This is a genomic window from Pseudomonas sp. ATCC 43928, assembly GCF_005938665.2.
GTDB lineage: Bacteria > Pseudomonadota > Gammaproteobacteria > Pseudomonadales > Pseudomonadaceae > Aquipseudomonas.
Map to the genome: position 1 here is coordinate 1,546,763 of NZ_CP041753.1, position 19,437 is coordinate 1,566,199.

Genomic DNA, 19,437 nt, shown 5'->3' on the forward strand with positions numbered 1-19,437 from the left:
AAACGCAAAACGAAATATTCGGAGCAATACATGAAGATTCTGGTCACCGGCGCAAGCGGCTTCATTGGCGGGCGCTTTGCGCGTTTCGCCCTGGAGCAGGGCCTGGATGTGCGGGTCAACGGTCGCCGGGCCGAGAGCGTCGAGCATCTGGTGCGCCGTGGTGCCGAGTTCATCCAGGGCGACTTGAGCGACCCGCAACTGGCGCGCGACCTGTGTTCCGACGTCGAAGCCGTGGTCCATTGCGCCGGCGCTGTCGGTTTGTGGGGGCGCTATCAGGATTTCCATCAAGGCAACGTCGAGGTCACCGAGAACGTGGTCGAGGCCTGCCTGAAACAACGGGTGCGGCGCCTGGTGCACTTGTCGTCGCCATCGATTTACTTCGATGGTCGCGATCACCTGGGGTTGACCGAAGACCAGGTGCCCAAGCGCTTCAAGCATCCTTACGCCGCAACCAAATACCTGGCCGAGCAAAAAGTTTTCGGTGCGCAGGAGTTCGGCCTCGAAACCCTGGCCCTGCGCCCGCGTTTCGTGACGGGCGCAGGCGACATGAGCATTTTCCCCAGGTTGCTGAAGATGCAGCGCAAAGGGCGGTTGGCGATTATCGGCAATGGCCTGAACAAGGTTGACTTCACCAGTGTGCAAAACCTCAATGAGGCGTTGTTCAGTAGCTTGCTGGCCAGCGGTTCGGCCTTGGGCAAGGCCTACAACATCAGCAACGGAGCGCCGGTGCCGTTGTGGGATGTGGTCAATTACGTGATGCGCAATATGGATGTGCCACAGGTGACCCGTTACCGTTCCTACGGCTTGGCCTACAGCCTTGCCGCGCTCAACGAGGGTGTTTGCAAGCTGTGGCCGGGTCGTCCCGAGCCGACCCTGTCGCGGCTGGGCATGCAGGTAATGAACAAAAATTTCACCTTGGACATCAGTCGCGCCCGGCATTATCTGGATTACGATCCGAAAGTCAGTCTCTGGACCGCCCTCGATGAATTTTGCGCCTGGTGGAAGGCTCAGGACATTCGCTGACACACAAGGGCCGGCCCTCACTGAACCGAGTTCGGGGTTCAGGGTCAACCGGTGCGGCAGCGAGGGTTATACTTCGCCGCATCAAGCCATCACCGCGTTTTACAAAGGTTGACTCAATGTCCATGCGTAACGATGCCAACGACGACTTCGACGATGTACCGAGCCTGCGTGCCGACAGCCTCGACGACGATGATTTTCCGACCACCGCGCGCACTTCCGTGCATTCGCGCACCACACCGGTAGTCAAGGTCAAAGGCCCGAGCACCGGCCCGCTGTGGGCGTTGGTCGGTGCGTTGTTCTTTGCCTTCGCTGGCCTTGCCTGGTGGAGTTTCCAGCAGATATCGCTGATGGAACAACAACTGGTGGCGACCCAGGAAAGTTTCGCCCGTATCAGTGAGGAAGCGGCGGGGCGCTTGCAGGACATTTCCGGCAAGGTCGTGGCCAGCCAGTCCACGGTCAACACCGGCAGTGAAGCGTTGAAGCTGCAGATCAAACAACTGGAAGGCAAGCTCCAGGACCAGAGCAAACAGCTGGAAAGCAAACTCCAGGATCAGAGTAAACAGCAGCAAGGCGTGCTCGGCCAGACCTCCGATCTGGACAAGCGCCTGGCGCAAATGACCACGCAGGCCAGCGAACAACAAGCGGCCAATGCTCAGTTGCAGGCCCAGGTCAAAGCCTTGAGCGGCGAGCTGGCCGCGTTGAAGAGCGCACCGGCCGATACCAGCAAAGTCGACGCCCAACTGAAAAGCCTTGGCGCCGATATCGCTGCGCTGAAGCGGCAAGGTAACCCGAGCGCCGCCGTCGAGCGTCTGGAGCAAGACATGATCGTGCTCAAAAGCCAACAGGACAACCGCCCGGCCGCGGCGCAAGGTGGCAACAATACCGCCGAGTTCGACGCCTTCCGTGGCCAGGTCACCCGCAACATCAACACCCTGCAGGCGCAGATCCAGAACCTGCAACAACAGCTGCACGCCCGGCCTCAATAGCCCGATGCAGTGATGTTGTGTGGAGTGGGCCTGTGGAGTGGGACTTTTGTGGCGAGGGAGCTTGCTCCCGCTCGACTGCGCAGCAGTCGCAAATCAGGCACCGCAGGTTATCTGAATAGCGGTGGTGAATGGGTTTGGGGCGGCTGCGCCACCCAACGGGAGCAAGCTCCCTCGCCACAGAAAGCAACACAACGCCTGGTCGCTAGTGGTGTCCGGGCTGACGTCTTCGCGGGCAAGCCTCGGTCTTTCTATCGAACCTTGTCTTCCCGCCCGCGCAACACCCTGTTCGGCATGGCAATCGCCGCCGCCAGCCCCAGCAGCGACACCGCCGCGCTGACCATCAGTAAATGCCTGAAGGTCAGCAGCAGCTCGGCGCGCAAGGCGTTTTGCGCATCCCCCGGCGCGGCGTTCAAACCATCGAGCAAGACATTCCCCGAACGGCCCTCGGCAATCAGCGACGAGCCGGCCAGGTGCGCGAAACTGGAGTCCTGCAACAACGCCAGCAACAGCGCCGACATCAACGCCACGCCCACTGCACCGCCCAGAGCGCGGAACAGATTGGTGGTGCTGGTGGCAACGCCAATGTCCCGTTGATCCACCGAGTTTTGCGTGCCCACCAACGACGTCGGGAACTGCATGCCGCCAGCGATTCCGCAGAGCAACATGAACAGGCTGCTCAGCACAAACGCCTGCGGCGCACTGAACGCCATGCCGAGAATCGCCAACGGCATGAGCAACGCGCCGGTCAGGATCATCGGTTTGTAACGACCGGTCACCGAGGTCCGGCGCCCGGCGAAATAGGCGCCTATCGGCAAGCCCATGGCCAGCGGCAACAGGTGCAGTGCCGCGCTGTCGGCCCCGGCGCCGGTGACGCTCTGGAAGCGCAGCGGCATCAGCACGATCAGGGAAATCGCCTGGAAACTGGTGAAGAAAATCGTGCACCAGCAAAGGATCGCATTGCGGTTGGCGAACAAATGCATCGGCAGCAACGGTTCCCGCGCCCGCCGTTCATGCCAGACGAACACCGCCAGCACCGCCACCGCACAACCGAGCAAACCCGCCACTTCGGGGCTGCGCCACGAATGCCCCTGGCCAACCTGAGTGATGCCCAGCAACAACGCCGTCAGGCCAATGATCATCAGCAACGTACCGAGGTAGTCGATGATCGGCTTGCGCTGCGGCACCGGCAGCCCTACCAGCGTGCGATAAGCCACCCACCAGGCACCCAGGCCCAACGGCAGGTTGATCAGGAATACCCAGCGCCAGGACAGGTATTCGGTCATGTAGCCACCGAGTACCGGGCCGGCCACGCTGGCCACCGCGTACATGCTGCTGAAGTAGCCCTGATAGCGACCGCGTTCGCGCGGTGGAACGATGTCGCCGATGATCGCCTGGCTCACCGAAATCATTCCGCCGGCGCCGATGCCTTGAAAGATCCGCGCCAGCACCAGTTGCTCCATGCTTTGCGCCATGCCGCAGAACAATGAAGCCAGGGTGAACAAACCCATGCCGAACAGCATCAACCGGCGGCGGCCATACAGATCGCCGAGCTTGCCGTAGATCGGCACCGCCACGGTCATCGCCACCATGTAGCCGGAAATGACCCAGGCCAGCAGGCTGACGTCCTTGAACTGCGCGGAAATCGCCGGCATCGACACAGCGACGATGGTCTGGTCCAGCGCGCCCAGAAAGATCGCCAGCATCAGGGCGATCAGCACGCTGCGAATGGCCGGTTTGGGCGTTTCAGGCCGGTTGAGATTGGTCACGGTAAAACCTGCGGGCAGTGATGGACCCGCAAGGAGCAAGGCGAGCGGGAGTGCTCGCCAGTGTAAGTCGATAGGAGCCTATTCGATAGCCTCGTACGGAAGGCCGACGTAGTTTTCCGCGATGGTTTTTCGGCCCGCCTCGGAGTCAACGAAATAGGCCAGTTCCGATTCGCTGATGCGCTGGCTGAATGCGTCGTGCTCGTCGAAGCGATGCAACATCGAGGTCATCCACCAGGAAAACCGTTCGGCTTTCCACACCCGCCGCAGGCAGATTTCGGAATACTTCTCCAGCAAATCAACACGGCCTTCGCGGTAAACCTTCAGCAGAATATTGAACAACGTACTGACGTCGCTGGCCGCCAGGTTCAGGCCTTTGGCACCGGTGGGCGGGACGATGTGCGCGGCGTCGCCGACCAGGAACATCCGCCCGTACTGCATCGGCTCGACCACGAAACTGCGCAGCGGCGCGATGCTTTTCTCGATCGACGGGCCGGTCACCAGCACATCGGCGAGGGCCGCTGGCAGACGGGATTTGAGTTCGTCCCAGAAGCGTTGGTCGGACCAGTCATCGACCTGATCCTGGGCCGGTACCTGAAGGTAATAACGGGTGCGTGTCGGCGAACGCATGCTGCACAACGCAAAGCCCCGTTCATGCCGCGCGTAGACCAACTCCTCGTGAACTGGCGGAGTGTCAGCGAGAATCCCCAGCCAGCCGAACGGATACACCCGCTCGAATACCTTCAGGCAGTCGGCAGGAATCGACTGTCGCGCCACGCCATGGAAACCGTCGCAACCGGCGATGTAGTCACAATCGAGTCGATACGTTTCGCCGTCCTTGTCGAAGGTCACATAGGGTTCAGCGGTTTTCATGCCGTGGGGGACGACGTTGCTGGCTGCATAAATCGTCTGCGCCCCGGCGTCCCGACGAGCGGCCATCAGGTCGCGGGTGACCTCGGTCTGGCCATACACCATCACGGTTTTGCCACCGGTCAATGTTTGCAGATCGATGTGTACCCGGCGCCCGTCCAGGGCCAGTTCGAAGCCGGTGTGAACCAGCCCTTCGGCGTCCATGCGCTGGCCCACCCCGGCCTGACGCAACAGCTCTACCATGCCTTGTTCGAGGACACCGGCACGGATGCGTCCCAGCACATAGTCCGGGGTCTGGCGTTCGAGAATCAGGGTGTCGATGCCGGCGTTATGCAGCAATTGGCCGAGTAGCAAACCAGAGGGGCCGGCGCCGATGATGGCGATTTGGGTTTTTAGTGTTTTCATTGTTTTTATGACTCGCAAGCTCCACGCGACCAACGCCGGTGGATGATTTTTATGGATCGAGTGCTTGCATTTTTCACTTGCGGGTCCGTCAATTGAAGGTGAAAACTGAGCCGATACCTGTACATTCTGCCAATCGGTGCGATTATCGCCCCGTTACCTTCGAGGCCTGGATTGAAGTGATGAACAAGCCCGCCCTGCCATCGATTCCGGTGTTCAAACTCTACGGTGAAAGCCTGGATTGGCCGACCCCCGATTTGCTCCACTGTGAAACCATTTCAAAACGCAGCCGCGAACATCAATGGGAAATAAAACCCCATCGCCACGCTGATTTGTGTCAGTTGCTCTTCGTCTTCAAAGGTCAGGCAGAGCTTGAGATCGAAGGGAAACGCTCACAATTGGCTGAGCCGGCAATCATCATTCTGCCGCCGTTATCGGTGCATGGTTATCGGTTTTCCGAGGACGTCGAAGGGTTCGTCGTCACCCTGGCCGCGCCGCTGGTCGCCCATCTTCAGGCGCAGTTGGGCAATTCGGTAAATGCCCTGGCCCAAGCCGAAAGCTACCCGGCGGGCAAGGACAGCGAGTACCTCAACAGCCTGTTTTCAGCGCTGCAAAGCGAATACACCGGCCATCAACCGGCGCGGGAAATGCTCATGCATTCGCTGGTCAGCGTGATCATGGTGTGGGTCAGCCGTCAGGTGATCCAGCGCCGCGCTGCCAATCAGCGTCCGCAGCGTGCCCGGGAATACCTCAACGGTTTTATCCAGCTGGTGGAGGAGACCTATCGCCAGCACGTCAAGGTCGAGGACCTGGCCCATCGGCTGGGGATTTCCGTGTCCCACCTCAACGGCACGTGCCGTGAACTGGCGGGGCAGCCGGCGTTGCAGATCATGCACGAGCGTCAGTTGCTGGAGGCCAAGCGCTTGCTGACCTACACCAGCATGACCATTTATGAAATGTCCGATGTGCTGGGGTTTTCCGATCCGACCAACTTCACACGCTTGTTCCGACGTCGGGTGGGGATCTCGCCCAAGGCTTTTCGCGACCGCTTGAAGGCCGATCAGGACGCTGCCGATCAGAAGAGCGAGACCTGACCCCCTCACCACAAGGTGTTCGTCAGCGGAGGGCGTTGAGGCTTGCGCTGTGGGGGATGCAGCGCTCGAAGTTGCAGCTCGCGAAGTCATGGGGCACTTTGCGCAACTGTTCGACACGCCAGGCGGCTGTGCCATACAGCGCCAGCGTCGCCGCGCAGGTGATGAAAATGGCGAGGTATCTTCTTGTTTTGATGTTCATGGCGTTGACCTCTGAACGAATACCCTTGGGTACTGCTTTGAGCATAGGTCAGCGCCGGTGAGTTGCCATCAAAACCACCCCACATTCACTCCGGTTAAAGGCCCACATCCCATGCCGGTTCTTCGGGAAATCTGAGCACCAGAAAATCCAGCATGCTGCGCAACGCCACCGGCATGTGCTTGCGTGAGGCATACACCGCATAGATGTTCATCTGACGGGGCTCGGCCTGGGGCAGCAGGCGGATCAGTTCGCCGCTGTGGATATGCATGCCGGCCAGGTAACTGGGCAGCATCGCCACACCGGCCCCGGCCATCGCCGCGCGCAACAGCGTGCTGGCTTCGTTGGCGCTGATGTTGCCCTGTACCGGCACCGAGACCGGTTCGCCATCCTGCTCGAAATGCCAGAGGCTTTTGCCGAAGTAGGAGTGGGTCAGGCAATTGTGCAGGCTCAGGTCTTCGACCCGCTGCGGCGCCGGGTGCTCGCGCAGGTAAGCGGGGGAGGCGCAGATCACCGAGCGGCAGACCGTCAGCCGCCGGGCGATCAGGTTCGGGTCCAGGTCGTTGCTGGTGCGGATGGCCAGGTCGATGCGCTCATCCACCAGGTTCACCGTGCGGTCGAGCATTTGCAGATCGATGCTTACGCCGGGGTAACGTTTGACGTAGGCGGCCATGGCATCGGCCAGTTGCGCCTGGCCGAACGAGGTGCTGACGCTGATCCGCAGCAGGCCGCGCGGTGCGTCGTCCGGCTCGCTGACGGCGGCTTGCATGTCGCTGGATAAATCGAGCATCTGCCGGCACCGGGGCAGGATTTCACTGCCGGCGGCGGTCAGGCTCAATTTGCGCGTGGTGCGGTGCATCAGGCGTGCGCCGACCCAATCTTCCAGCTCCGCCAGATACCGTGAAACCACCGGCCGCGACAGGTCCAGGTGATCGGCGGCGGCCGATTGGCTGCCCAGGTCCACCACCGTGACGAACACCCGCATTGCTTGTAGACGATCCATGATTTGCCCGCTTTCAGAAACAAACTATGTTCAAGCATCGCATTTTTTGTATCGAACCAGGCAACTAAGCTCTGTCCCATCGCCAAGCACGGCATTCGGACAACGGAGCAACAGATGATCGGCTTCACTTCAATCAAACGCATTCTTCTGGCAACCGCCGCACTGGGCTTCGCGGCCCACGCCGCTGCGGCGTCGACCCTGACCCTGGACGTCTACAACCCGGGCACCAACGCGATCTTCCCAGTGACCTCGGTACTGGTCAGCGGCGAGAAGGAAGCGATTCTGGTGGACGCACAATTCGGCAAATCCCAGGCCGAACAAGTGGTGGAAAAAATCCGCGCCAGCGGCAAGCAACTGACCACCATCTACATCAGCCACGGTGACCCGGATTACTACTTCGGCCTCGACACCGTGACCAAAGCGTTCCCGAAAGCCAAGGTACTGGCCTCGCAACCGACGGTTGATCACATCAAGAAAACCGTCGACGGCAAACTGGCGTTCTGGGGGCCGAAAATGGGCGCCGACGTGCCGAACAAAACCATCGTGCCGCACGTGCTCAAGGGCGACAGCCTGATGCTGGAAGGGCAGAAACTGCAGGTGCTCGGCCTGGATGGCAAGCAACCGGATCGCAGCTTTGTGTGGATTCCGTCGATCAAGGCAGTGGTCGGTGGCGTGGTTGTCGCCGAAAACATTCATGTGTGGATGGCTGATACCCAGACCACGCAGTCCCATGCCGATTGGCTGACGACGCTGCACACGATCGAAGCCTTGAAGCCGAACACCATCGTGCCGGGTCACTACCTGGGCGAGAGCGCTCGCTCCCTGGCGGCTGTGCAGTTCACCGCTGATTACATCAAGGCTTTCGACGAAGAAACCGCCAAGGCGAAAGATTCAGCCGAACTGATCGGCGCGATGAAAAAACGCTACCCGACCCTGGGCGAAGAAAGCTCGCTGGAGCTGAGCGCCAAAGTCGCCAAGGGCGAGATGAAGTGGTAACCCGTCGGACCTGAAACTGAACAAGCCTTTGTGGCGAGGGAGCTTGCTCCCGCTCGGCTGCGAAGCAGTCGTAAAACCTGTAAATGCGGTGTACCTGATGGAGTGCAGGGAGCGCTTCGCACTCCAGCGGGAGCAAGCTCCCTCGCCACAAAGGTTGTGCTGATTACACACACGCTATACATCACAGTTACATCAACTGGAGAACGTCATGAGCAAAATCGCAATCATCGGTGCCACCGGTCGTGCCGGTAGCCAACTGTTGGAAGAAGCCCTGCGTCGCGGTCACAGCGTCACCGCCATCGCCCGCGACACCTCTAAAATCGGCCAGCGTGCCGGTGTCGTCAGCAAAAACGTCGACGTGCTCGATGCTGCCGCTTTGCAAGCCGCCGTCGCTGGCCATGATGCGGTAATCAGTGCTGCACATTTCTCCACCATCCCCGCCAGCGCCGTCATCGAGCCGGTGAAGCAGGCCGGGGTCAAGCGTCTGCTGGTGGTGGGCGGTGCCGGTTCGCTGTTGCTGCCCGGCGGCACCCGGGTGATCGACAGCGAAGGTTTTCCGCCGGAGTACAAGGCTGAGGCCAGTGCCGGTGCCGATTTCCTCAACACCTTGCGTCAGGAACAGAACCTGGACTGGACCTTTCTGTCGCCGTCGGCGGAGTTTGTCGAAGGTGAGCGTACGGGCACGTTTCGAGTCGGCAAGGATGACTTGCTGGTGAGTGCGCAGGGTCGCAGCTGGATTACCTTTGCCGATTACGCGATCGCGTTGCTGGATGAAGTGGAAACACCGAAGCATTCCCGCCAGCGGTTTACGGTCGGGTATTAACTTCGCAACACCACATCCCCTGTAGCAGCCGAACGCAGGCTGCTACAGGGCGATTTCGGTTCAGCGTGCCTGCGCCTGCTCCACCAACCACCCCATCAATTCGCGCAACTTCGGCGAAGGCGCAGGTTTTTCGGGGAACACCAGGTAATACGCCAATCCGGTTTTCACCTTCAAATCAAAGGGCATGACCAGCCGCCCGGCGCTCAGGTCATCGCCGATCAACGACCAATCGCCAATCGCCACGCCTGTCCCCTGGGACGCCATCGACATCGCCAGGTCCAGGGTTTCGAAATGCTGGCCCTTGCCGACATTGCTCAGATGAATATCCGCCGCTTTCAACCAGGCTTTCCAGTCCCGTTCATCCCGGGTCGGATGCAGCAACAAGTGTTGTTGCAGGTCTGCCGGTGTCTGCAAGGCCAGTGGCCCTTCAAGCATCGGCCGGGAACACACGGGCGTCAGTTGCTCATCGAACAAATGATGGGAGGCCAGTGAGCTCTCCGGCGGCGGGCCATACATCACCGCCGCGTCGAATTGTTCACGATGAAAGTCCACGCCGTGTTTCACCGTGGTGGTCAATTCCACCGGCACATCCGGGCGTTCCTTTTGCCACTGCAACAGGCGCGGCAACAGCCAGCGCATCACGCAGGTCGGCGCCTTGAGTTGCAAGGTTTCGCGCTTCTCGCCGATCTGCTCCACGGCCTCATCGATCAGGCCGAAAATCTGCTGCACCCGTGGCAACCACTCACGTCCTTCGGCGGTCAGGCTCAAGCCCCGCGCCTGGCGAATGAACAGTTCATAACCCAGATGATCTTCCAGCCCGGCGATCTGCCGGCTCACCGCGCCTTGGGTGATGTGCAGCTGTTCGGCGGCCCGGGTGAAGTTGCAGCACTGCGCGGTGATCAGAAAAGTGTGCAGCGCCGGCAGGGGAGGCAGTCGTTTCATTGGGATCCAAGGTATGACGTGAGGACATGGCTAGTATGACTTTTTATCCATTGTTGCGGCTACGTGTCGCCCGTTCCAATGAGGCCATTCCCGGGCCTGCCAATCCATCATAAACACTGCGCAGGCCCGGCGTCTCAAACGAACAAAAAGGGCAAACACATGGCGACGTGCGGCGAAGTATTGGTCAAGTTACTCGAAGATTACGGGGTCGAGCAGGTGTTCGGCATTCCCGGGGTGCATACCGTGGAGCTGTATCGCGGGCTGGCCCGTTCGAGCATCAACCACGTCACTCCACGTCACGAACAGGGCGCCGGTTTCATGGCCGACGGTTATGCCCGCACCAGCGGCAAACCGGGTGTGTGCTTCATCATCACCGGCCCCGGCATGACCAACATCACCACCGCCATGGGCCAGGCTTACGCCGACTCGATCCCGATGCTGGTGATCTCCAGCGTGCAATCGCGCAGCCAATTGGGCGGCGGGCGCGGCAAGCTGCATGAGCTGCCGAACCAGAGCGCACTGGTCGGCGGCGTGGCGGCGTTCTCCCATACCTTGATGTCGGCGGCGGAATTGCCGGGCGTGTTGGCGCGGGCCTTCGCGCTGTTCCAGGCCGGGCGTCCGCGTCCGGTGCACATCGAAATCCCGTTGGACGTACTGGTCGAAGAGGCCGATGACCTGCTCTCCAGCGTGCCAGTGAACATCGATCGTGCCGGTGCTTCGCCCAGCGCGATCAGCCGCATGACCGACCTGCTGGCCGGTGCCAAACGCCCATTGATTCTCGCGGGTGGCGGCGCCATCGATGCGGCGGCCGAGCTGACTGAACTGGCCGAGCTGCTGGATGCGCCAGTGGCCCTGACCATCAATGCCAAAGGCATGCTCGAATCCAGCCACCCGCTGCTGATCGGTTCGACCCAAAGCCTGGTGGCCACCCGTGCGCTGGTGGCCGAGGCTGACGTGGTGCTGGCCATCGGCACCGAACTGGCCGAAACCGATTACGACATCACCTTCGCCGGCGGCTTCGAAATCCCGGGCGTGCTGCTGCGCGTGGACATCGACCCAGACCAGACCGTGCGTAATTACCCGCCGAAGGTGGCGTTGGTGGCCGACTCGCGCAATGCCGCCCAGGCCCTGCTGAGTGCGCTGTCCCACAAGTCGCTGGCCGAGCGCCGCAACGACTGGGGCCAGGTGCGCGCCGCTCGCTTGCGAGAAGAGCTCGCCGCGATCTGGGACGCCCCGACCCTGGCCCAGACCCGTTTCCTGGAAACCGTGCTGCACGAATTGCCGAACGCGGTGTTCGTCGGCGATTCGACCCAACCGGTGTACACCGGCAACCTGACCTTCAACCCGGAGCGTCCGCGTCGCTGGTTCAACTCGTCCACCGGTTACGGCACCCTCGGTTACGCCTTGCCGGCGGCGATTGGCGCCTGGCTCGGTGGCAGCGTCGAAGGCGGCACGCGCCCTCCGGTGGTGTGCCTGATCGGCGACGGCGGCCTGCAATTCACCTTGCCGGAACTGGCCAGTGCGGTGGAAGCGCGTACGCCGGTGATCGTGTTGCTGTGGAATAACCAGGGCTACGAAGAGATCAAGAAATACATGGTCAACCGCGCCATCGAGCCGGTGGGCGTGGACATCTATACCCCGGACTTTATCGGTGTGGCCAAGGCCCTGGGCTGTGCGGCCGAAGCGGTCAACAGTGTTGACAGCTTGCGTGATGCGTTGCGCCTGGCCACCGATCGTCAGGGCCCGACCCTGATTGAAATCGACCAGACCCAGTGGATGAAGGCGGTGTCGCAATGAGTGCTCCCATGACCTTTCCGACGACCCTCGACGGCCTGTTCATCGATGGCCAATGGTCCGCTGGCAACGAACATCTGCGCGTGATCAACCCGGCGACCGAAGCCCTGCTGACCACCGTTAACGGCGGCGATGCACACGCTGTCGATCAGGCCGTCACCGCGGCGGCCAACGCTTTTAAGCAATGGTCGAAAACCACCGGAGCCGAGCGTGGGGCGATCCTGCGCAGAATCGCCGCAGGCGTGCAGGCCGGGCGCGAACAGTTGATGAAGTTGCAGTCGAGCAACAACGGCAAACCGTTGTTCGAAGCGGCCATCGACGTCGACGACGTGATCGCCACCTTCGAGTATTACGCCGGTCTGGCTGAAGGCCTGGACGCGAAACAAGACAGCGCCGTGGCGTTGCCGAGTGACGATTTCAGCGCCCGCTTGCGCCGTGAACCGTGCGGCGTGGTCGGCCTGATCGTGCCGTGGAATTTCCCGATGGTCACCACCGCCTGGAAACTCGCCCCGGCCCTGGCCGCCGGTTGCTGCGTGGTGCTCAAACCGTCTGAAGTGACGCCGCTGCCGGAACTGGAACTGGCGACGATCATTGCCGAGGCCGGCCTGCCAGACGGCGTGTTCAACCTGGTCTGCGGCACCGGCCTTGCCGTTGGCGCACCGCTGTCGGCTGACCCGCGCATCGCCAAGATTTCCTTCACCGGCAGCAATGCGGTGGGCGTGCAGGTGATGCAGCGGGCGGCGGAAACCGTGAAAGGCGTGAGCCTGGAACTGGGCGGTAAATCCTCGCTGCTGGTGCTCGCCGATGCCGATATCGAACTGGCCGTGGAAGTGGCCTGTGGCGGCGGTTTCTTCAACGCCGGGCAGATGTGTTCCGCCACCAGCCGCGTACTGGTCGCCGATGAACTGGCGGATGAATTTGTCGCGCGATTGAAGGCCCGTGCCGAAGCCATTCGCGTGGCCGACCCGTTCGACCCGAACGTGGAGATGGGCGCACTGGTCAACCAGGCGCAATACCAGCGGGTGCTGGGCCACATCGATCGCGGTTTGAGCGCTGGCGCGAAGCTGATCTGCGGCGGCAATCGCCCGGCGGACCTTTCACGCGGATATTTTTTGCAGCCGACCGTTTTCATCGACGCGCCCCTCGACAGTGCGTTGTGGTGCGAAGAGATTTTCGGCCCGGTGATCTGCGTGCGCAGTTTCAGCTCTGAAGCCGAGGCGATCGCCTTGGCCAACGACAGCCCGTTCGGTCTGGTGGCCAGTGTGGTCACGCGCGACAGCGAGGCCGCCGATCGGGTCGCCAACGCTTTGGAGGCGGGGCTTGTGTGGATCAACGCGCCGCAAGTGATCTTCCCGCAGACCGCCTGGGGTGGCTACAAACAGAGCAGCATCGGCCGCGAATTGGGGCCGTGGGGTTTGCAGGCGTTCCAGGAAATCAAGCATGTGATTCGGGCCGTCTGACAGCACGAAAACAGTGAGCGCATGCCTCTTGATGAGGCATGCGCCAACGTCATGGCTTCAATGAGTTTTTATCGATAGTCAGGTGTTTTGCACGACCTCAGGATGAACCCGCCGGCACAGCTCAAGTCCTTTGAAACCGGGGACTTTAAGCCGATCTGGCCGCGCGGATGCAACGGTTGCGACCAACCTCATACTTAAAAAAACAAAGGGAGTCCTTCATGGGCAAGCATGATCTGAACAGACGTCAATTCATCAAAACCGTGGGTGTGGCGTCGGTAGCCGCGGCGGCCATGAGCATGCCGTTCATCCGGGCCAATGCCAGCGACACGCGCTTTGCGGGCAAGACCCTGCGCCTGCTGACCTGGTCCGATGACACGGGCCTTGCAGCATTGCGCAATATCGCGGCGACCTTCGAAGACAAGTACGGCTGCAAGGTCATCGCTGACCGCACCGGCAGTACCTCGGAAATGGTCGCCAAACTCAAGGCCGGCGGTGATCGTCCACAGTACGACATCATCACCCTGGCCGGCGTCGGCGCCGAAGGCCTGGCCGCCGCCAACCTGCTGGAAAAACCCGACCTCAACCGCATCCCCAACCTGGTGGACGTGCCGGAGAAATATCGCACCGGCGCCAATGGCCACGGTATCGGTTACCTGCTGTGGTGCAACAGCCTGGTCTACAGCACCCGTACCCAGAAAGAAGCCCCGGACAGCTACGCCGCGATGTGGGACGCCGACCTGGCGCCGAACATTTTCCTGCCGCCGCCGAACTGGACCGAGGCCATGGACCTGATCATCATCGCCGCCAAACTGGCCGGTGGTGACGAACACAACATCGAGCCGGGCTTCAAGAAACTCGCCGAGCTCAAGAGCCGCGTGGTGACCCTGGGTGAAAACCCGAACCAGATCGCCGAGCTGTTCCGCACCGGGTCGCTGGACATGGGCGGCTTGTACGCACCGGCGTTTTTCCCCAAACAGATCCGCGACCCGGCCTACGGTCTGGGCGCCACGTTCGGCATGAAGGAAGGTTTCTACACCGACCTGATGCTCTCGGTGATGCCGAAAAACCGTCCGGGCGATACCGACCTGGCCTACGCCTTCATCAACCACTCTCTGGACCCGCTGGTGCAGGGCAAGATGGCCGAAGACATCTACAACGGTCCGGTCAACGCCAAGGCGATCATCTCCGCCGAAGCCCGCAAGAGCCCGTACATCCTTACGCCGGAGCAGATTGCCGAGAAGGCGATCATGCACGACAACGCCTTCCTGGCCACCGTGCATGACCAATGGATTCGTCGTTACACGGAAATCTTTTCTTCCTGATTTCTGCGGTTTGAAGATTCATTGTGGCGAGGGAGCTTGCTCCCGCTCGGCTGCGTAGCAGCCGCAAAACCAGGCACCGCGTTCTATCTGAAAGGGCGCGGTGATTGATTGGGGTCGCTGCGCAACCCAGCGGGACGGTGCGGCGATCCGACAAGCTCCCTCGCCACAGGTTTTGCCGAATCTCAGTCTTGCTGCTTTCCATTGACGAGACCCTTGCTATGGAACACCAACCTCTGACCCATCCGGTAAGCGTCGCACCCACGCGCGCTAATCGGGGTGTCTCACCGACAGTGCGTGCGTGGTTTTTCCTCTCGCCGTCGATGCTGTTTCTCGGCGTGCTGATTGCCGCCAGCCTCCTGGTGCTGCGCATGAGCGTGGGCACCAAAGGTGCGGAGTGGTCCGGCTTCAGCCTGGCCAGTTACGCGCAATTGCTGGAACCGTACTACCTCAAATCCTTGCTGCTGACCCTGCGCCTGGCGCTGATCAGCGCGATGATCGCGGTGCTGCTGGCGATCCCGGTGGCCTACACCATGTCGCGGCTGACCTCACCGTTCGTGCGGCGGATTTTCCTGGCGGCGGTGCTGTTGCCGTTGCTGGTCAACCTGTTACTGCAAAGCTATGGCTGGCTGGTGATTCTCGGCCCGGGCGGGATGCTCAATCAGGCGCTGATGGGCCTGGGCCTGATCAAGCGGCCGATCATGCTGCTGTACAACCAGAACGGCGTGTTGATGGGCCTGGTGCAAACCGCGTTCCCGTTGGCCGTGCTGCCGATTGCCAGCGCCATGCGCGGAGTCGCCCGCACTTACGAAGAAGCCGCTGCAACCTTGGGCGCCAGTCGCCTGCAGGTGTTTCGCCAAGTGGTGTTGCCGATGAGTTTTCCGGGGATCATCACCGGCGCGACGTTGGTGTTTGCCTACAACGCCAGCAGCTTCGTGGTGCCTTTGCTGCTCGGCGGTCGGCGCGTGCCGATGCTGGCGGTAATGGTCCATGACCAGATCGCCCCGCTGATGAATTGGCCCGCCGCGTCCGCTGCCGGCGTGGTGCTGATCGTTACCACCCTGGCCATCATGACCTTGTCCGAATACATCACTGGCCGTCGTCGGCGCATGCTGGAGGCTTCCCAATGAGCACTTTGATCAAGAAGCGTCAGTCGTTGCTGCCGGGCGATACCGGCAAGTTCGCCGGCATCCTCTCGGGCTTCATTCTGCTGCTGGCTGTGTTGCCGATTTTGACCATGATTGTCATGTCATTCAGCGGCGCGTCGAACCTCGACTTTCCGCCCAGCAGCTACAGCCTGCAATGGTACAAGGCCGCCTGGCACACGTTCGTCTCGCCGGACGCCAGCGACGTACTGAGCCTGGGCAAGGCCATGAGCACCAGTTTGCTGGTGGCCTGCCTGACCATGATCTTCGCCACGATCATCGCGGTGCCGGCGGCTTACGCGCTGACCCGTTGCGAGTTCCGTGGCAAGGCCGTGGCGCTGCAATTGATGTCGCTGCCACTGGTGTTCCCGATGGTGGTGTTGGGCCTGGCCTTGCTGTTGGTGTTCGACAGCCTGCCATTCCAGATCACCACCTCGCGGCTGGTGATTGCCCATGTGATTCTGGCGCTGCCGTTCGTGGTGAAGAACTGCACGGCAGCGATGCTTTCCATCGGCAGCGAAGTCGAAGAGGCCGCGCAAATGCTCGGCGCTTCACCGACTCGGGCGATTGTCGATGTGGTGGTGCCGTTGATGAAGTCGGGGATTCTGGCGGGCATGCTGCTGGCGTTCATCGTCTCGTTCAACGAATTCACCGTGACCTATTTCCTCTACACCATCGACGTCATGACCGTGCCGATCTGGATGTACAGCCGCACCGTGTCATCGCTCGACCCTACCGTTTTCTCGTTTGCCGTGCTGATCGTGCTGATCGACTTCGTGCTCATTTGGGCGCTGGAAAAGTTGGTTGGCGAAGGCGGCGTTTCGTTCTGATTTCTTGAGGTGATTCAAATGACTGGTCTGATTCTGGAAAACGTCGAGAAACATTACGGCTCGGCCTGCGCGGTAAAGGATGTAAACCTGCATTTGCCCGAGGGCAAACTGGTGTGTTTCCTCGGCCCGTCGGGCTGCGGTAAAACCACTTTGCTGCGGATGATCGCCGGGCTCGAAACCCTGACCGGCGGCGAGATTCGCCTGGACGGTGAAGACATCGGCCATACCCCTGCGCATCAGCGCAATTTCGGTATGGTGTTTCAATCCCTGGCGCTGTTCCCGCACATGACGGTGGGGGAGAACATTGCCTATCCGTTGAAACTGCGTGGGGTCAGCAAGGCCGATCAGCAGGCGCGGGTGGTGGAGTTGCTTGAGCTGATTCAACTGCAGGAAATGATTGATCGCCCAGTGGCAAAACTCTCCGGCGGTCAGCGTCAGCGTGTGGCGATTGCCCGGGCGATTGCCTCGCGGCCGAAAATCCTCCTGCTCGACGAACCGCTGTCGGCGCTGGACGCCAAGCTGCGCGAATCGATGCAGGTGGAAATCCGTCAGCTGCAACAGCGCTTGAACATCACCACCATCATGGTCACCCACGATCAGCGCGAAGCCATGACCATGGCCGACATCGTGGTGGTGCTGGGTGAACATCGGGTGCAGCAGGTGGGCACGCCGATTGAGATTTATCGGCACCCGGCCAATGAATTCGTCGCGGACTTCATCGGTTCGGGGAATATTTTCCCGGCCACGGCGTTGGGCAATGGCAAGGTCAGCCTGCCCGGCGGTGATGCGCTGCAAGTGCCGATCTGCAGCAGCATTGTGGTGGGGGAGAAAGTGAAAATGCTGATTCGCCCCGAAGACCTGCAATTGTCGCAACCCCAGGCGACGGCGGGGAATCGCTTGCTGGGTAAGGTGACGTTTGTGCGGGATATCGGCGCGACCATCGAAACCACCGTCGAATGTTCCGGGGTGTCGTTTACCGCGTTGAGCACGCCGTGTCAGGACGTTGGGTTGAGCATTGGCAATCCGGTGTCGGTGACCTTGCCGGCTGAGGCGTGCCGAGTACTGAGCGCCTGATTTTACTGGCCCCATCGCGGGCAAGCCCGCGATGAGGCCATCAGCCACGCAACAAATGCCGGATCAAACCGTCAACCGCAACCGCGCCAAGTCCCGCAGCGGCGGTGCCCCGAACAATCGGCTGTACTCGCGGCTGAACTGCGAAGGGCTTTCATACCCCACCCGATACCCCGCCGCCGACGCTTCCAGCCCTTCGGCCAGCATCAACCGTCGCGCTTCTTGCAGGCGCAACTGTTTCTGATACTGCAGTGGACTCATCGCCGTCATCGCCTTGAACCGGTGATGCAGCGTCGACACGCTCAGGTTCACTTCCCGCGCCAGATCATCGATGCGCAGCGGTTGCTCATAATTGCCGTTGAGCCATTTGATCGCCTGGCTGATGCGATGGCTCTGGCTGTTGGCGATGGCAATCTCATACAGCCGATGTCCCTGCTGGCTGCGCAACAGCCGATACAGAATCTCCCGACGAATCAGCGGCGCCAGCATGGCGATGTCTTTCGGTGTGTCCAGCAAACGCGCCAGGCGCAGCACGGCGTCGAGCATGGCCGCGTCGATCCGCTCGACATACAGGCCTCGGCCCGTGGGCCGTGTGGGCAGGCCGATGGGGCCGGCGTCGGCAATCAGCGCGGTGATTTCCGCCGGGTCGATGTCCAGCCGCACCGCGAGGATCGGTTCTTCGGGCGAGGCATTCACCACCCGCCCGCTCAGGGGCATCGAGACCGATACCACCAGGTAATTCAGCGGGTCGTAATTGAAGTGTTCGTCCGCCAACCGAACTTCCTTGCGTCCCTGGGCCATGATGCACAGGGCCGGTTGGGCCAGCCCCGGGGCGAAATCATGGGATTTGCTGTGACGCGACATGAACAGCGAACCGACGGCGGTGGCATAGGAACCATCGTCCAGCGTGTTGCGACGGATGAGGTCGGCCAGTTCCGCGCGCTGTTTTTCCATGTCAGCGGGAAGCGGAGCCTGAAAGTGATCGAGCGACGACATGCAGGGAATCCTCCGTGAAGTGTTGGTCATGGGCCGAGCTTAAATTTGTGCAAGGGACAGCGGTAGACACATCCTGTCAAAAGCTTGCCTGATTCTGCGCGGGGTGAATACACGAGGCTGCCATAGCAGGGCAACGTGGATGAAACTTGCTTAAAAGTGGTGTGACAGCGGTGTGACAATACTTTGCGCGCTGTTACAGAGGCTTTTTGCAGTTGCGCAGGATTGTGCAATAAGCCGGCAGAAATCGACTAACGCTGACTGTGATGCGCCGCCTAATCTTGGATCCTGTCGCAGCCCGTCCCACGGCTGCCACTCGACTCCCTGGGAGGGTTGAACATGTCTACGCAGATCCCCGTCAGTCATATGGCCTTCGTTCGCGCCCGCGCCGGGCGTTCGGCAGAACTCGGTGCGCGCCTGAGCGCCCTGATCGAACCGTCGCGCAACGCGCCGGGTTGCCTGAGCTTCGCCCTGCAGCACTCGCAATGTGATCCCGAGCTGTGGCTGGTGTCCGGTTTCTGGGCCAGCCAACAGGCGATGACCGCTTACTTCGGCAGCCCGGCGATGCAGATTTTTGCCGAGCTGGTGCAGGAAATGGTGGTCAACAGCCTGGATTTCCATACTTTCAAGGATGTCTCGGCGACCCAGGCCCTCGGCCAGTCCCAGGCAGCGGTACACAAACTGGCCGGTTGAGGGTTTAATGGCGCAACTCTCCATTAGCCAGGAT

Annotated in this window: 18 protein-coding genes; 12 read left to right on the top strand and 6 right to left on the bottom strand. The window is 61.1% G+C overall.

Features of this window, described 5'->3' with window-relative positions; translation table 11 throughout:
* Positions 1 to 30 precede the first annotated feature (30 nt).
* A complete protein-coding gene (locus FFH90_RS06910; protein ID WP_018926571.1) occupies positions 31 to 1,023 on the top strand; it encodes an NAD(P)-dependent oxidoreductase in 993 nt (330 codons plus the stop codon).
* Positions 1,024 to 1,139: 116 nt separating this feature from the next.
* Complete coding sequence (locus FFH90_RS06915; protein WP_018926570.1) at positions 1,140 to 2,009, top strand: hypothetical protein; 870 nt, start codon at positions 1,140 to 1,142, stop codon at positions 2,007 to 2,009.
* Between the two features lie 248 nt (positions 2,010 to 2,257).
* Here FFH90_RS06915 and FFH90_RS06920 read toward each other — a convergent pair whose 3' ends face one another.
* Positions 2,258 to 3,775 carry an MDR family MFS transporter gene (locus FFH90_RS06920; RefSeq protein ID WP_018926569.1) on the bottom strand — a complete coding sequence of 506 codons (1,518 nt, stop codon included), beginning with the start codon at positions 3,773 to 3,775 and terminating at the stop codon, positions 2,258 to 2,260.
* Between the two features lie 78 nt (positions 3,776 to 3,853).
* Positions 3,854 to 5,047: a 4-hydroxybenzoate 3-monooxygenase gene (gene pobA / locus FFH90_RS06925; protein WP_064616324.1), complete on the bottom strand. Its 1,194-nt coding sequence runs from the start codon at positions 5,045 to 5,047 to the stop codon at positions 3,854 to 3,856.
* Between the two features lie 179 nt (positions 5,048 to 5,226).
* Here pobA and FFH90_RS06930 point away from each other — a divergent pair, with 179 nt between their 5' ends.
* A complete protein-coding gene (locus FFH90_RS06930) occupies positions 5,227 to 6,138 on the top strand; it encodes a helix-turn-helix domain-containing protein (RefSeq protein ID WP_018926567.1) in 912 nt (303 codons plus the stop codon).
* Positions 6,139 to 6,160: 22 nt separating this feature from the next.
* Here FFH90_RS06930 and FFH90_RS29935 read toward each other — a convergent pair whose 3' ends face one another.
* Together FFH90_RS29935 and FFH90_RS06935 are read right to left on the bottom strand one after the other, a co-directional pair.
* Positions 6,161 to 6,337: a hypothetical protein gene (locus FFH90_RS29935; RefSeq protein WP_167331182.1), complete on the bottom strand. Its 177-nt coding sequence runs from the start codon at positions 6,335 to 6,337 to the stop codon at positions 6,161 to 6,163.
* Between the two features lie 94 nt (positions 6,338 to 6,431).
* Positions 6,432 to 7,337 carry a LysR family transcriptional regulator gene (locus FFH90_RS06935; protein ID WP_019581528.1) on the bottom strand — a complete coding sequence of 302 codons (906 nt, stop codon included), beginning with the start codon at positions 7,335 to 7,337 and terminating at the stop codon, positions 6,432 to 6,434.
* A gap of 114 nt (positions 7,338 to 7,451) precedes the next feature.
* Here FFH90_RS06935 and FFH90_RS06940 point away from each other — a divergent pair, with 114 nt between their 5' ends.
* The gene (locus FFH90_RS06940) at positions 7,452 to 8,333 is read left to right on the top strand and encodes an MBL fold metallo-hydrolase (RefSeq protein WP_111454714.1); all 882 of its coding nucleotides are present in this window, start codon (positions 7,452 to 7,454) and stop codon (positions 8,331 to 8,333) included.
* 208 nt (positions 8,334 to 8,541) lie between these two features.
* A complete protein-coding gene (locus tag FFH90_RS06945; RefSeq protein ID WP_138866899.1) occupies positions 8,542 to 9,156 on the top strand; it encodes an NAD(P)-dependent oxidoreductase in 615 nt (204 codons plus the stop codon).
* A gap of 60 nt (positions 9,157 to 9,216) precedes the next feature.
* Here the strand turns inward: FFH90_RS06945 and FFH90_RS06950 are convergent, their stop codons facing one another.
* Positions 9,217 to 10,098, bottom strand: a complete 882-nt coding sequence (locus FFH90_RS06950) for a LysR substrate-binding domain-containing protein (RefSeq protein WP_018926562.1) — start codon at positions 10,096 to 10,098, stop codon at positions 9,217 to 9,219.
* A gap of 159 nt (positions 10,099 to 10,257) precedes the next feature.
* Between FFH90_RS06950 and FFH90_RS06955 the strand changes: the two genes are divergently transcribed.
* The 6 genes from FFH90_RS06955 to FFH90_RS06985 all read left to right on the top strand — a co-directional run bounded on the left by FFH90_RS06955 (position 10,258) and on the right by FFH90_RS06985 (position 17,720).
* Entirely contained in the window at positions 10,258 to 11,895 is a 1,638-nt protein-coding gene (locus FFH90_RS06955) for a 5-guanidino-2-oxopentanoate decarboxylase (protein ID WP_138866900.1), read from the top strand.
* Positions 11,896 to 11,903: 8 nt separating this feature from the next.
* Complete coding sequence (locus FFH90_RS06960) at positions 11,904 to 13,352, top strand: aldehyde dehydrogenase family protein (protein WP_138866901.1); 1,449 nt, start codon at positions 11,904 to 11,906, stop codon at positions 13,350 to 13,352.
* Between the two features lie 218 nt (positions 13,353 to 13,570).
* Positions 13,571 to 14,674 (top strand): extracellular solute-binding protein, encoded by a 1,104-nt coding sequence (locus tag FFH90_RS06965; protein WP_019651395.1) that lies wholly within the window; start codon positions 13,571 to 13,573, stop codon positions 14,672 to 14,674.
* Positions 14,675 to 14,892: 218 nt separating this feature from the next.
* Positions 14,893 to 15,801 (top strand): ABC transporter permease, encoded by a 909-nt coding sequence (locus FFH90_RS06975; protein WP_138866902.1) that lies wholly within the window; start codon positions 14,893 to 14,895, stop codon positions 15,799 to 15,801.
* Entirely contained in the window at positions 15,798 to 16,646 is an 849-nt protein-coding gene (locus FFH90_RS06980; RefSeq protein ID WP_018926557.1) for an ABC transporter permease, read from the top strand. Before FFH90_RS06975 ends, FFH90_RS06980 begins: the two co-directional genes overlap by 4 nt.
* Before the next feature lie 18 nt (positions 16,647 to 16,664).
* Positions 16,665 to 17,720 carry an ABC transporter ATP-binding protein gene (locus tag FFH90_RS06985; protein ID WP_018926556.1) on the top strand — a complete coding sequence of 352 codons (1,056 nt, stop codon included), beginning with the start codon at positions 16,665 to 16,667 and terminating at the stop codon, positions 17,718 to 17,720.
* A 63-nt stretch (positions 17,721 to 17,783) separates the two neighbouring features.
* Here FFH90_RS06985 and FFH90_RS06990 read toward each other — a convergent pair whose 3' ends face one another.
* Complete coding sequence (locus FFH90_RS06990; protein ID WP_111454711.1) at positions 17,784 to 18,713, bottom strand: AraC family transcriptional regulator; 930 nt, start codon at positions 18,711 to 18,713, stop codon at positions 17,784 to 17,786.
* A gap of 336 nt (positions 18,714 to 19,049) precedes the next feature.
* On the opposite strand from FFH90_RS06990, the gene FFH90_RS06995 reads away from it, so the two are divergent.
* Positions 19,050 to 19,403 carry a putative quinol monooxygenase gene (locus tag FFH90_RS06995; RefSeq protein WP_026286455.1) on the top strand — a complete coding sequence of 118 codons (354 nt, stop codon included), beginning with the start codon at positions 19,050 to 19,052 and terminating at the stop codon, positions 19,401 to 19,403.
* Positions 19,404 to 19,437: the final 34 nt, after the last annotated feature.

Excerpts from the sequence above, each read along its gene's own strand:
- FFH90_RS06955 (WP_138866900.1), top strand. The coding sequence starts at position 10,258 with ATGGCGACGTGCGGCGAAGTATTGGTCAAGTTACTCGAAGATTACGGG.
- FFH90_RS06940 (WP_111454714.1), top strand. The coding sequence starts at position 7,452 with ATGATCGGCTTCACTTCAATCAAACGCATTCTTCTGGCAACCGCCGCA.
- FFH90_RS06915 (WP_018926570.1), top strand. The coding sequence starts at position 1,140 with ATGTCCATGCGTAACGATGCCAACGACGACTTCGACGATGTACCGAGC.
- FFH90_RS06950 (WP_018926562.1), bottom strand. The coding sequence starts at position 10,098 with ATGAAACGACTGCCTCCCCTGCCGGCGCTGCACACTTTTCTGATCACC.
- FFH90_RS06935 (WP_019581528.1), bottom strand. The coding sequence starts at position 7,337 with ATGGATCGTCTACAAGCAATGCGGGTGTTCGTCACGGTGGTGGACCTG.
- FFH90_RS06995 (WP_026286455.1), top strand. The coding sequence starts at position 19,050 with ATGTCTACGCAGATCCCCGTCAGTCATATGGCCTTCGTTCGCGCCCGC.
- FFH90_RS06965 (WP_019651395.1), top strand. The coding sequence starts at position 13,571 with ATGGGCAAGCATGATCTGAACAGACGTCAATTCATCAAAACCGTGGGT.
- FFH90_RS06930 (WP_018926567.1), top strand. The coding sequence starts at position 5,227 with ATGAACAAGCCCGCCCTGCCATCGATTCCGGTGTTCAAACTCTACGGT.
- FFH90_RS06985 (WP_018926556.1), top strand. The coding sequence starts at position 16,665 with ATGACTGGTCTGATTCTGGAAAACGTCGAGAAACATTACGGCTCGGCC.
- FFH90_RS06975 (WP_138866902.1), top strand. The coding sequence starts at position 14,893 with ATGGAACACCAACCTCTGACCCATCCGGTAAGCGTCGCACCCACGCGC.
- FFH90_RS06910 (WP_018926571.1), top strand. The coding sequence starts at position 31 with ATGAAGATTCTGGTCACCGGCGCAAGCGGCTTCATTGGCGGGCGCTTT.
- FFH90_RS06945 (WP_138866899.1), top strand. The coding sequence starts at position 8,542 with ATGAGCAAAATCGCAATCATCGGTGCCACCGGTCGTGCCGGTAGCCAA.
- FFH90_RS06990 (WP_111454711.1), bottom strand. The coding sequence starts at position 18,713 with ATGTCGTCGCTCGATCACTTTCAGGCTCCGCTTCCCGCTGACATGGAA.
- FFH90_RS06960 (WP_138866901.1), top strand. The coding sequence starts at position 11,904 with ATGACCTTTCCGACGACCCTCGACGGCCTGTTCATCGATGGCCAATGG.
- pobA (WP_064616324.1), bottom strand. The coding sequence starts at position 5,047 with ATGAAAACACTAAAAACCCAAATCGCCATCATCGGCGCCGGCCCCTCT.
- FFH90_RS06980 (WP_018926557.1), top strand. The coding sequence starts at position 15,798 with ATGAGCACTTTGATCAAGAAGCGTCAGTCGTTGCTGCCGGGCGATACC.
- FFH90_RS29935 (WP_167331182.1), bottom strand. The coding sequence starts at position 6,337 with ATGAACATCAAAACAAGAAGATACCTCGCCATTTTCATCACCTGCGCG.